Origin of the sequence: Longimicrobium sp. (assembly GCA_036389135.1) — a bacterium.
Lineage (GTDB): Bacteria > Gemmatimonadota > Gemmatimonadetes > Longimicrobiales > Longimicrobiaceae > Longimicrobium.
Genome location: DASVQP010000017.1, coordinates 19416 through 31920 on the forward strand (window position 1 = coordinate 19416; position 12505 = coordinate 31920).

Genomic DNA, 12505 nt, shown 5'->3' on the forward strand with positions numbered 1-12505 from the left:
TCAGTATACCAAGACATCTATGCATGATGTATGCGGCGCTGCCCGTGCGCTGTCAAGGAGAATCAGCACAGCCGTCTATGCATAGACCGCTAGGGCAGCATGTATGCGGCGTGCGCGCGGCGATGTCAAGAACCGTCCAACGCGGGGCACAAAGGAGAGGCGTGATGGTGGGGGGTGCTTGCCCCGGGTGCATTAGCGTGCAATTATTTTAGCAGGGGTGCCCGCCCAGGCTCCCCGATGGTATCCTCCCCCGGAGCACATTTGCCCATGAAGCACCAGTCCATCTTCATCCTGGCGGCCGTACTCCTGGCGGGGTGCGCCCGCCAGACGCCGCCGGCCACAGGCCCCTCGGGCGCCCGTGGCCCCACCGGCGCCGGAGCCCCCGTCCAGCGCACCATGCCCTCGGGAGCCGCCAGCGGCGACACCACCGCCCCCGGCGGCGGCGGCGGAACCGGGGCGGCGCGCCCGCGCGCCTACTCGTCGGTCATCACCTCCGAAGCGCGCACGCGCCGCGGGATGTTCGCCGTGCACCAGGTGGGCGACAAGCTGTTCTTTGAGATCCCGCGCCGCGAGCTCAACAAGGACATGCTGCTGGTGGGGCGCTACGCCCGCGCCGCGCCCATCAACCCCAACAACCCCGCCGGCGGCTTCGGCGACTTCGGCGGCGACCAGTTCGCCGAGCTCACCCTGCGCTGGGAGCGGAACCGCAACCGCGTGATCCTGCGCTCCCCGACGTTCAACATCACCGCGGACACCGCGCTCCCCGTGGCCCGCGCCGTGGAGACGTCCAACTACCCGGCGATCGTCGCGGTGCTGAACGTGGAAGCGTTCGGGCCGGACAGCTCGGCCGTGGTGGACGTGACGCGCCTCTTCACCACCGCCACGCCCGAGATCGCGGCGATCCGCGGCACGGTGGACCCGGCCCGCTCGTACATCGAGCGCGCGCTCGCTTTCCCGGACAACGTGGAGATCGAGGCGACGCAGACCGGCGTCCCCACGCCACCGCGCGGCCCGGGTGCCCCGCCAGCTCCCACGGGCGGCGCGCCCACGCCGGCGGTGAGCGTGCTGGCGCACTGGAGCATCGTGCGCCTTCCGGACATCCCGATGGTGCCGCGCCGCTTCGACGAGCGCGTGGGCTTCTTCTCCATCCGCCAGATCGACTTCGGCACCACGGAGCACCGCTCGGCGCAGCGCCGCTACATCACCCGCTACCGCCTGGAGTGCTCCGAGCGGCGCGTGGGCGACCTTTGCTACCCCAAGAAGCCCATCGTCTACTACGTGGACCCCGCGACGCCCGAGCAGTGGAAGCCGTTCGTGCGCGCCGGGATCATCGAGTGGCAGCAGGCGTTCGAGGCGGCCGGCTTCAAGGACGGCATCGTCCCCGGCGAGGTGCCCGCGAACGACCCCGACTGGTCGCCCGAGGACATCCGCCACACCGTGATCCGCTGGCTGCCGTCCACCACGGAGAACGCGGTGGGTCCGCACGTGCACGACCCGCGCACGGGCGAGATCCTCAACGGCTCGGTGCGGATGTTCCACAACATCCTCAACCTGCAGCGCTCCTGGTACTTCACGCAGGCCGCGGCCATCGACCCGCGCGCCCGCTCGCTCCCCATGCCGGACTCGCTGATGGGGAAGCTGCTGCAGTTCGTGGTGGCGCACGAGATCGGGCACACCATCGGCCTGCAGCACGACCAGATCGGCAGCTCCACCTACCCGGCCGACAGCGTGCGCAGCCCGAGCTGGGTGCGGCGGATGGGGCACTCGCCCAGCATCATGGACTACTCGCGCTTCAACTACGTGGCGCAGCCCGAGGACAACATCCCGCTGGAGCACATCATCCCGCGGGTGGGGCCGTACGACCGCTACGCCATCATGTGGGGGTACAAGCCGATCCCCGGCGCGCGCACCAGCGAGCAGGAGCGCCCCACGCTGGAGCAGTGGTCGCGCATGCAGGACACCATCCCCTGGTACCGCTTCTCGGCCGGCAACGAGTTCGGCGGCTACGGCACGCTGAACGAGGCGGTGGGCGACGCGGACCCCATCAAGAGCACGGGGCTGGGTTTCCGCAACATCCAGCGCGTGGTGGGCTACATTCCCGCCGCGGCCACGCGGCCGGGCGAGGACAACACCGACCTGCGCGAGCTGTACGACCGCACGGTGCAGCAGTGGTCCACCGAGGCGGGGCACGTGGCCACCATGGTGGGCGGCGGCACGGTGCAGTACAAGAGCGGCAGCCAGCCGGGCGCGGTGTACGCGCCGATGCCGGCAGCGCGCCAGCAGGCGGCGGTGCGCTTCCTCAACGAGAACGTCTTCCGCACGCCGCAGTACCTGATCCGCCCGGACATCGCCAGCCGCATCGAGGCGGGCGGGATGATCACGCGCATCAACGCGGCGCAGACGCGCGTGCTCAACAGCCTGCTGGACGACGGGCGCATGAACCGCCTGCTGGAGCAGGAGGCCCTGGGCCGCGAGCGGCAGTACGTCTACCCGCTGTCGTCGATGCTGGACGACGTGCGCCGCGGCATCTGGCAGGAGATCTACTCGGCGCGCCCGGTGATGGACCCGTACCGGCGCGAGCTGCAGATGGACCTGCTGTCGCTGATCGACCGGAAGCTGAACCCGCCGGAGAGCGCCACCACACAGGTGGTGATCTTCCCCGGCGGCCAGCGCCCGACGCCGCTCTCGGACGACGCCAAGTCGCAGCTGCGCGGTGTGCTGGTGACGCTGCGCTCCGAGATCCAGCGCGCAATCCCGCGCACCACGGATCGCGGCACGCTGCTGCACATGCAGGGCGCCGTGCACCGCATCGGCAACATCCTGGACCCGGCGGACTGATGGAGCCGGCGGACGCAAGGTAGGCGGACGCCGGAGGTAACGCCGGTCAGCACAAAAGCTCGGCAGCCGCGGACGATCCAGTCCGCGGCTGCCGAGCTTTGTGCGTCAGGGCAGGCTGTCTGTCATCCGCCGAAGGATGAACGGCTCTAAATGCTGCAGCCGGTGTTTAGACAGCGGCTATGCGCCTACGCTCAGATATTGGGCCAAAGGGACGCCACATACGCTAATTCGGCATCAACCATAGCCCTTGTTGTTGGAATCGGCGCCGACACAGTAAACAATTTCGCCCGGCGCATATCGAGCAGCGCCAGCTGATCGCCCGGCTCGCACTTGGGACGAAGCGCTACTTCCATCAAAACAGTGATGAGGTCAACTCGTAGTTTGGAGAGTGGGTCCGCCTTCATGTAAAGCTTTACCACGAAGCGCGTTCCATCGATAGTAAGTCCAAGTTCAGGATTTACTGCTATCTCGATTCCAGCATGTCCGTAAGGGTTGCGGGGTGGGTCAAACCACTGAATAGCCTTCTTTCCCCACCACTTGTGGTAACCCTCGAGCGCGTCCGGATAGTTTGTGAGCTTCTTCTGATCGTGGATACCGTCCAGCAGCTCAGCTAGAGCTGATCGGCCTTTGCCAGCTTTATGGAGTTCAATGAGCCGGTCCCGAAGCGGCTTGTAGAAGTCAGTCGCTGGTTGGTAGGGCGCGCGGTTCTTGATTTCCGCTACCTTCGTTGCCTTTGGCGTACCAGATCTAGACACCACATCCACTAAATCAGTCAATGACAAGCTCGGCATGTTATCTCCACAAAGTGTTTGTGACCCAATCCTGAAAGTTCCAACTGCGCCGCGCACAGGACCCGCGCTAGTGTGCACACGGATCCCGGCAGCTTGTCGGCTTTACAACTCACCTACTGCAATGCGCAGCAACTCACAGGGACGCTATGCCTACGGCCAGCGTTTCTTTCTTAGAACGTAACCACGGTTCACCCACAGAAACGTGTAGAACTCTGACATCGATGGAATGTGGACGATAGATCGTGTTTGCTTCCGGTTAATGTCAGCGGCCAAGTGCGACAGGTAGACAACAATCTCTTTGAGTGGAACGGTTATAAGGACGAGGTGCCAAACGACATACTTAGCCGCCTCATCGAGCAATTGCGGTTGAGCGAACCAGTCCTCCAGTGTCATGGATCGACTTGCAAGATCATGTGCTCGCACAAAGGTAGCATCCTTCAAAAGATTACCCAAGGCAGCTGAATCTTGCGCGATCCGCTCCCGCTTTCTCGACGGACTATCCGTTAGCAGCACATCCTGGAGAATCTGATTCCATTCCTCTAGTGGTTCTGAGACTGCCGTTCCTGATGCGAGTGCATCCAAGTTCGCATAACGAGTTGTTTTGGCGAAACGCGACAGGAAGCTTAGGATTCGTTCCGTGAACGGAGATGTAGGAGTTTCTGCGGATAGATTCCATCCTCTGTTTTGGGCAGCCTCGTTTGCGGCGCGATACAACGATTCGAGATCATGGCCGTACTTTCGGATCGCCGTACCACCCGGTGGGGCAAGCTGTTGGGATACCATGTGGTCGAGGACAAGCGCTAATTTCGCCATCCGCTCCAAACCGATAGAAAGTTGGAAGAAAGCGGTATAATAACGTCCACGGTCCGTGAGGTTGGCGTTTCGAGCCTCGGTGAGTCCGGTACCGATGCACGACTGTGTGATGTAGCCCTCGCGCGATAATAGGTGAAATACCGGACTGAATGGCATGGGTTAAAGAGGATAGAATGAGGATGGTTCGCAATTGCGCACACCGTAACGGTATGCTGCAGGCATTGGTTAGACTGTTCCGCCGAAGCCGGTTATTAGCCGAAAGCGGTTTCCGCCTAAGGGGATGAGTTCAAACCGAGGTGGATTACCTCGTGACCAATCGAGGGTGTAGTTCCTACGAAGCCACTCACGAACCACCGAGCTGCCGCGGTCACGAAATTCAGGGCACTTATTCCAGAACCCACCGGTGAGTGCGAACAGATGCGGCTCACCGTCAACTTCCACTTCGATCTCACTCCACTGGGGGTCGAAGTGTGTGTTACGGTTGGGAATCCCACGCGAACCCCGTAGGTATTTCCGCCGTCATTCCATGCACTTGCTTGCATCAGAACCTGATGGTTTAAGTCTGGCCGCTCGCATTCGATCACGATTCCGCAACTATGACTTCCCCTTACCCACCCCGCCGCAACCTACCCGCAAGTTCCTTCAACTCGCCACCACGATCATCTGCGAGCCTTGCCAAGACCTCCTGCCAACCTTCCGGGGGAGAGCGGTACGCGGAGCTTCCACGATCGAGTCGAGCACGCGCGATGCTGCTAATCGACACGCCCGCAGCTTCAGCGATCTCCTCCGCTGTGATACGCTGGGTGAGGACATCTGTAGCTGTCTTGAAGTCCACGCGTCTCGTTGGATAGAGTGCTCTTGACAAACCCTGCTGCGGATAGAATACTCTATCCAGCAGGGGCCGAAGCAAGGCTGACCGCTCTCCCGCCAAGAAGAACCGGTCAGCCTTACAATGCGAACCAACCCGAGGGCCGCCCGCTCTCCCAAGCTACCCCTGCTGGCGGTCACGGGTCAAGAGGATCGGAGGTCACAATGGCCGATGGGAAGGAAGCTCGCATGCACGCTCCTGAAGCGTACACGGTCCACAAGCGGCAGCAGACGCGCTGGTGGGAGGTGCGCGATCCCGCGGGCGAGTTGGTGTGCCTGACCGTGTACCGGCGCGGAGCGAGAGAGGTGGTGCGCCGCCTCAGCGGAGTGACAACGGTCAGTAGCGAAAACCCGGCAGCCGTGGACTCGATCATCCGCGGCTGCCGGGTTTTCTACTGGATACACCTAAACCGTGAACTACTCTGGAACGTAGAGAACCTGTCCAGCCCGGATGGAGTGGAGAGCCTCGCACAACGCCGGGATCAGCGGTGCGGTATCCGCACATCGATTACTCGTTGCGACCAGCACGACGATCCCAAGCGAAAGGCGTGCTACGTTCTGCTGGTGCGGGATTCCCCGATCCATGGTCACAAGAGCATCGTACTCGGCGCCCGCGCGGTGCAGCAGCTCGCCGTCCGCGAGGCCATCCCAGCCGCGATAGCGAACCGTCTCTACCTGAAACTCGGGATCGAAAAGGGTGCGCAGCCGTTGATCCAGCTGCTCATCAAGCAGCACGCGCATGACCATCCAACGCGGCGCTCAGTGCCAGCTCGAGAAATGCTTCAGCCTGTTCACGCCGCACGCCCGGAAAACCTTCGAGGAAGTCCTCCAGGGTGTCCCCCGCCTTCAGGTGAGCGATGAGGCTCTCGACGGGGACGCGAGTACCGGTGAAAACAGGCGTTCCACTCATCACCTGCGGGTTCACCGAGATAACCTGGTCGCGCTCCATGAGTGCCTCCGGGGAAAGCGGTCGCCGTAGGCGGCGCATGTACAAGCGCCAGCCTCTCTGACACTCCGAGCAAGGGTTGAGCCGCCGAACCCCAATCTGGCCCACCCACGAGGAGCCGCCACTACAGTGCCGCACGCTCGCGCTCAGGGCGCATCCGGGTAGGGCGCCACATGCTCGAACGTGAACACGCGGCGGATGCGCTCCATGTCGCGGACGTTCGCGGAAACCAGCACCGCGCCGGCTTCGCGGCAGCTGTGCGCGATGAGCACGTCGAAGACGAAGCTGCGCGGCACCTGCTTCAGGTCCAGGCCTTCGCGAGTCCCAAGGGTGGCCAGCACGGTGCCGAGCGCCTCCCAGCTCGCCGCCGACGGAGTGAGCACGCGCCCGCGTCGAAGGTAGGGGCCGAGCACCTGGCGCTCCAGCACGCGGCGCGCGCGGGCTGTTCGGGCACCCGCGCGCAGCTCGGCGGCGACGACGGCGCTGAGCCAGAGCCCCGGCGCCGCGCGGGCCACGAACGCCTCGTAGGCCGCCGCCGCGGGTTCGGACCGGGCCGCGTCCACGAAGCAGTTCGTGTCGAGCACGTACTTCCGCATCGAGGGCACGATAGCTGTCAGTCGAGCCGTGACAGCGGGAGTCCACGCAAGGCCTTTGCTCCCGCCAGGAGCTCACCTCGAAACGCGACGAGGTCGAGCGCAAGCTCCACCGTTTCGCGCTCGGTGCCGGCGCCAAGCGCGGCCTGCGCTTCCGCGAGCAGCTGGGGGTCGAGCCAGAACTCCTTGCGGACCTTGCCCTGATGGGCGGCGCGGCGGCCGGCAGCCGGCGGCGAAGACCTGGAGGGAGCAGCCATGACGTCTTTGGTTGGTTGTACGTACGATCATCGCCCCTGTCCGTACACTTGCACCTCACTCCGGTTCCGTCTCCGGTGATCCGGCCAAGGGGCGGGTGTTGGCCCCGCATAACCGGGGGCTGAAGCCTGCGGCGAATTCATTCGCTCCTGGTACGGGACTCCTGGGTGCTGGATGCCCATGGAATCGGCGCGCGTGGCCGTCAACGGCGCATTACCAGGGCACGGGCAGCCACGCGCGGCTGCCCCTACAGGATCGGTGCGGGAGGCGTGGGTCGAGGAGGGGGAGAGGGCGGGCGCGATGAATCGCGCCCCTACGATGCGGCGGTGTGGGCGTCCGAGGTTCGCGCGAATCCCGCCCCCGAGTCCCCGCAGGGGGACTTTGTGCAGTCGTTGCCGCGAGTTCACTCGCCCCAGCCGCCCCGGCGCATTACACTGATAGCCGGCGTTTACACGGCATCCCACCCGCCGATCCCCGCGCATCACAGGACTTCGAAGGATGAAGGCTCCCCTCCCCGCCAATGAGGCCGAGCGGCTCGCGGCGCTCCACGAGTACCAGATCCTCGACACCTCGCCCGAGCAGGCGTACGACGACGTCACGCTGCTGGCGTCGCAGCTCTGCGGGACGCCGATCGCGCTGCTGACGCTGATCGACGAGGACCGGCAGTGGTTCAAGGCGCGCGTGGGGCTGGACGTGCCGGAGACCACGCGCGAGGTGGCGTTCTGCGCGCACTCCATCCTCCACGAAGAGGTGACGGTGGTGCCCGACGCGACGCTCGACGAGCGCTTCGCGGACAACCCGTTCGTCACCGGCGAGCCGCGCATCCGCTTCTACGCGGGCGCGCCGCTCATCACGCCGGACGGGCACGAGCTGGGGACGCTGTGCGTGCTCGACCAGAAGCCGCGCCAGATCACGGAGGAGCAGCGGACGGCGCTGCGCACGCTCTCGCGGCAGGTGATGGTGCAGCTGGAGCTGCGCAGGCACCTGGTGGGGATGACCGAGGAGCTGGCCCGCCAGGTGGCCGCGGACGAGGCGCTGCGCCGGGCCGAGCGGCAGGCGCAGCGGATGGCGGACCGCATGCGCGCCGTGGTAGCCACCGCCGCGGCGGTGATCGGCGCACCGTCGCGCGCGGCGCTGCGCGACGTGCTGGAGGTGGCGTGCCGCGCAATCCTCCCCTACGACGCCTTCTTCCTGATGGCGTACGACGCGGAGAAGCACGAGTTCGTGGGGGTGGGCGGCTACGACGCGGACGTGTTCAGCGAGCCCAGCAGCGTCCCCGCGGCCGGGACGCCGGGGGAGCGGGTGGTGCGCGAGCGGAAGTCGCTCCTCACCCACAGCGCGGACGACCCGGCGGGGCAGGGCGCGGCGGTCACCGGAACGGGGCGGCGCAGCCAGTCGGTCATCCGCACCCCCATCCTGCTGGGCGGCGAGGTGCTGGGGATACTGAGCGCACAGAGCTACACGCCGGGGCTGTACAACGAGGAGGACGTGGAGGCGCTGGAGGCGGTGGCGTCGCTCGCGGCCAACGCGCTGGACAACCTGCGCCTGGCCGCGGAGCGCAGGGAGGCGTACGACGAGATGGAGACGCGGGTGCAGGAGCGCACGGCCGAGCTGGCCGCCGCCAACCGCGCCCTGGAGGAGGAGGTGGCCGAGCGCGCCCGCGCCGAGGTGGAGCTGCGCCACAAGACGCACGAGCTGGAGGCCATCTTCGAAGCGCTCCCCGACCTCTACTTCCGCCTCGACCGCGAGGGGACCGTCCTGGAGCACCACGCCGGCGAGCGCCTGGCCGGCGAGCTGGCGGGATGCCGGCTGCACGACCTTCTGCCGGCGGATGCGGCGGCACGCGTGGCGGAGGGGCTGGAAGAGGTGAAGCGCACCGGGGCCCTGGTGTGCACCGAGTACTCGGTGCGCGACGGGGACGAGGTCCGCGACTTCGAGGCGCGCATCCTTCCCTTCGGCACCGAGCAGATCGTCACGGTGGTGCGCGACATCACCGACCAGAAGACGACCGAGCGGGCGCTCCAGCGCAGCGAGCAGCACTTCCGCACGCTGATCGAGAACTCGTCGGACGTGGCGTCCATCCTGGACGCAAAGGGGGCGAGCCTCTATCACTCGCCCTCCATCGAGCGGGTGCTAGGGTACGCGCCGGACGAGATCCTCGGCACCTCGGCGTTCGAGCGCATCCACCCGGAGGACCACGAGAAGTGCAAGGAGGCGCTGGGCGGCGCCTTCCGCAACCCGGGATTTACCTACACGCTCGACTTCCGCTACCTGCACAAGGACGGATCGTGGCGCTCCGTGGAGGTTTCCGCGCGCACGCTGCGCCCGGACAGCGCCGCCGACGGCGTCATCATCAACCTTCGCGACGCCACGCAGCGCAAGGAGGCCGAGGCGGAGCTGCGCTTCCAGAAGACGCTGCTGGAGGCGCAGGGCGAGGCCTCCATCGACGGCATCCTGGTGATCTCCGGCGAGGGGAAGATCCTCTCCTACAACCGGCGCTTCGCCGAGATGTGGGAGATCCCGGACGAGGTGATCGCGGAGCGCTCGGACGAGGCGGCGATCGGGGCGGTGCTGGGGAAGCTGGAGGACCCGGACGGCTTCATCGCGCGCGTGGCCGAGCTGTACGAGCGGCGCGACGAGCGCAGCGAGGAAGAGGTGCGGCTGCGGGACGGGCGCGTCTTCGACCGGTACAGCGCCCCGGTCAAGGACGCGGAGGGGCGCTACTACGGCCGCATCTGGTGGTTCCGCGACATCACCGAGCGCAAGGAGACGGAGGTCGCGCTGCAGCGCGCCCGCGACGACGCGGAGCGCGCCCGCGAGGCGGCGGAGGCGGCGAACCACGCCAAGAGCGAGTTCCTGAGCCGCATGAGCCACGAGCTGCGCACGCCCATGAACTCCATCCTGGGCTTCGCGCAGCTCCTGGAGCGCCGCAACCTTCCGCCCGACCAGCGCAAGGGTGTGGAGCACATCCTGCGCGCCGGGCGGCACCTCCTCAACCTGATCAACGAGGTGCTGGACCTTTCGCGAATCGAGGCCAACCGCCAGCAGCTCTCGCTGGAGGCGGTGCACGTGAGCGAGGCGGTGGAGGAGGCGCTCGGCCTGGTGCGTCCGCTCGCCGCGCAGACCGGGTGCGCGCTGGCGGAAGAAGTCGGCGGCGACGCGTCGCACTACGTGATCGCGGACCGGCAGCGGCTGACGCAGGTGCTGCTGAACCTCCTTTCGAACGCCATCAAGTACAACCGCCCCGGCGGCCGCGTGCGCATCACCTGCGGCGTGGAGGGCGAGCGCTTCCGCATCCGCGTGCACGACACCGGCGTGGGGATCAGGGCAGATCGCCTGGACCAGCTCTTCGTTCCCTTCGCCCGCCTGGGCGCCGAGCAGACGGAGGTGGAGGGGACCGGGCTGGGGCTGGCGCTCTCCAAGCGGCTGGTGGAGGCGATGGGGGGCGAGATGCAGGTGGAGAGCACGCCGGGCCGCGGCTCCATCTTCAGCGTCGACCTGGCGCTGGCGGACGACCCCGTGGGCCTGCTGCGCAGCGCGCGCACGGAGCGTCCGGCGGCGGAGGAGCACGGCGCCCGCCCCGCGACGGTGCTCTACGTGGAGGACAATGTCGCCAACCTGAGCCTGATCGAGACGATCCTGGACGACCGCCCGGAGATCACCCTCGTCCCCGCGCTCAAGGGCCGTCTGGGGCTGGAGCTGGCGGCGGAGCACGCGCCCGACCTGATCCTCCTGGACCTGCACCTCCCGGACATCCCGGGCGAGGAGGTCCTGCGCCGCCTCCGCCAGGATCCGCGCACCGCCACCACCCCGGTCGTCGTCATCAGCGCCGACGCCACCCGCGGCGCCGTCAGCCGCCTGATGGAGGCCGGCGTCCACGCCTACCTCACCAAGCCGCTCGACGTGGACCTCTTCCTCACCACCATCGACGGCGTGCTGCAGGGCAGGGGGGAGGCTGGGCCTCGCCCTGGCGAGTAAACTCGCGGCAACAACAGCACAAAGTCCGCCTTCGCGGACTCCGGGTCCAATGCCGCGTTTCTCGAGCCGGCTTCAGCCGCCTTCCCGTCGTTCCAGCCGGGGGATTCATCCCAGATCCTGCGTGGAAAAAAGAGCGAGCACCGACTTGAAGTAGTAGATTGTGAGTCACTTCCGCCAAGAAGCCTCTCACACCCGCTACACCAAACCGGTGCTCTGATGCAAGCTATCCCGACTCGCCCATACGTACAAGGTTCTGCGGCTGGCCTGGCGCTGGAGACGACGGAAGAGCAGCTGACGGATGGTGCGGGGCTGGCCCCGTTCCGCGCGCTGTGGGACCGGCTGGGGTTGGGAGCGCACCTGAACGGGGTGCTCGGCTGGGTGAGGGGGCGCTACCGGCCGGCGCTGCACATCGAGCAGTGGATGGCGATGCTGCACTACGGCGGCACGCACATGGACCACCTCCCGCTCCTGGAGACGCGTGGCGTCCGGGCTCTCTTCGGCTGGGAGAAGGTGGTGGACCCGACGACCTTCGGTCGCTTTGCCCGAAAAGGTGGCGAGCGTGCGGCGAAGGAGATGGACAGGGTGCTGCGCCGCGTGGTGAGGGCGCGCTGGGAGGCAGCGGGCGGGGTGCCGAGCTCGGTGATGCTGCTGTTCGACTCGACGGTGGTGCTGCGCTACGGGGTGAAGCAGGCGGGGGCGGAGGTGGGCTACAATCCGCGCAAGCGGGGCCGGCCCTCGCACCACCCGCACCTGGCCTTCCTGGACACCGGCGACTGCGTGGGCGTGCGCTGGAGGCCGGGCAAGGCCAACTGCGCGGAGGGGCTGGAGGAGTGGGCGGAGGATCTGGTCACCTGGCTGAGGGCGCAGGGAGTGAAGCAGATCCTGGTGCGGCTGGACAAGGGCTACTTCAAGGTGGCCGTAATCGAGAAGCTGAAGTCGCTTGGGGTGAACTTCGTGATGAAGATGCAGGAGTCCAACACGCTGCAGCGCTACAAGGGACCCTTCTCCCCCTCGGCGGAGGACCCCCGGCTGGAGGTCTCCGAAGGAGAGCGCTGGGGCGTACGGATGCTGTGCGTGCGGCAGATGGAAGCGGCGCCCAAAGGAGAGCTTGCGCTCGGCCGGGTGGTGATCAAGGACCAGGCGACGATACTAACGAACATCGCCTCGATCGACTCCATCACCGCGTGGCGGATGTACAACCAGGGAGCGCAGGTGGAGCACCGGATCGAGGAGATGGGCCAGCTCGGGGCGGGCCGCACGGCGGTCGATGACCTCGGGGGGAACCACCTGCTCTGGGGCCTGGCCGCGCTCGCCTACGAGATGCAGCACTTCGTGCGCACTGCGGCGCTGGACCGCACGGCGGAACTGCGGCAGGTCAAGACGCTGCGTGCGCTGGTGATCCGCACACCGGGCAAGCTGGTGCG

At 66.7% G+C, this 12505-nt stretch carries 9 protein-coding genes; 3 read left to right on the plus strand and 6 right to left on the minus strand.

Annotated features, from left to right (window positions below):
- The first annotated feature begins 267 nt into the window (after positions 1-267).
- Positions 268-2838 carry a zinc-dependent metalloprotease gene (locus tag VF584_02975; protein ID HEX8209124.1) on the plus strand — a complete coding sequence of 857 codons (2571 nt, stop codon included), beginning with the start codon at positions 268-270 and terminating at the stop codon, positions 2836-2838.
- Between the two features lie 191 nt (positions 2839-3029).
- Here VF584_02975 and VF584_02980 read toward each other — a convergent pair whose 3' ends face one another.
- The 6 genes from VF584_02980 to VF584_03005 form a co-directional block, all read right to left on the minus strand.
- Positions 3030-3629: a hypothetical protein gene (locus tag VF584_02980; protein HEX8209125.1), complete on the minus strand. Its 600-nt coding sequence runs from the start codon at positions 3627-3629 to the stop codon at positions 3030-3032.
- A 150-nt stretch (positions 3630-3779) separates the two neighbouring features.
- Complete coding sequence (locus VF584_02985; protein HEX8209126.1) at positions 3780-4442, minus strand: hypothetical protein; 663 nt, start codon at positions 4440-4442, stop codon at positions 3780-3782.
- A gap of 1284 nt (positions 4443-5726) precedes the next feature.
- The gene (locus tag VF584_02990) at positions 5727-6050 is read right to left on the minus strand and encodes a DUF5615 family PIN-like protein (GenBank protein HEX8209127.1); all 324 of its coding nucleotides are present in this window, start codon (positions 6048-6050) and stop codon (positions 5727-5729) included.
- The gene (locus VF584_02995; GenBank protein ID HEX8209128.1) at positions 6034-6258 is read right to left on the minus strand and encodes a DUF433 domain-containing protein; all 225 of its coding nucleotides are present in this window, start codon (positions 6256-6258) and stop codon (positions 6034-6036) included. Before VF584_02995 ends, VF584_02990 begins: the two co-directional genes overlap by 17 nt.
- A 143-nt stretch (positions 6259-6401) precedes the next feature.
- Entirely contained in the window at positions 6402-6851 is a 450-nt protein-coding gene (locus tag VF584_03000) for a PIN domain-containing protein (GenBank protein HEX8209129.1), read from the minus strand.
- Between the two features lie 17 nt (positions 6852-6868).
- On the minus strand, positions 6869-7105 hold the full coding sequence (locus VF584_03005) for a hypothetical protein (protein HEX8209130.1): 237 nt from the start codon (positions 7103-7105) through the stop codon (positions 6869-6871).
- 496 nt (positions 7106-7601) lie between these two features.
- Between VF584_03005 and VF584_03010 the strand changes: the two genes are divergently transcribed.
- The gene (locus VF584_03010) at positions 7602-11081 is read left to right on the plus strand and encodes a PAS domain S-box protein (protein HEX8209131.1); all 3480 of its coding nucleotides are present in this window, start codon (positions 7602-7604) and stop codon (positions 11079-11081) included.
- A 216-nt stretch (positions 11082-11297) separates the two neighbouring features.
- The coding region (locus tag VF584_03015) for a transposase (protein HEX8209132.1) at positions 11298-12505 on the plus strand (1208 nt) is incomplete at its 3' end.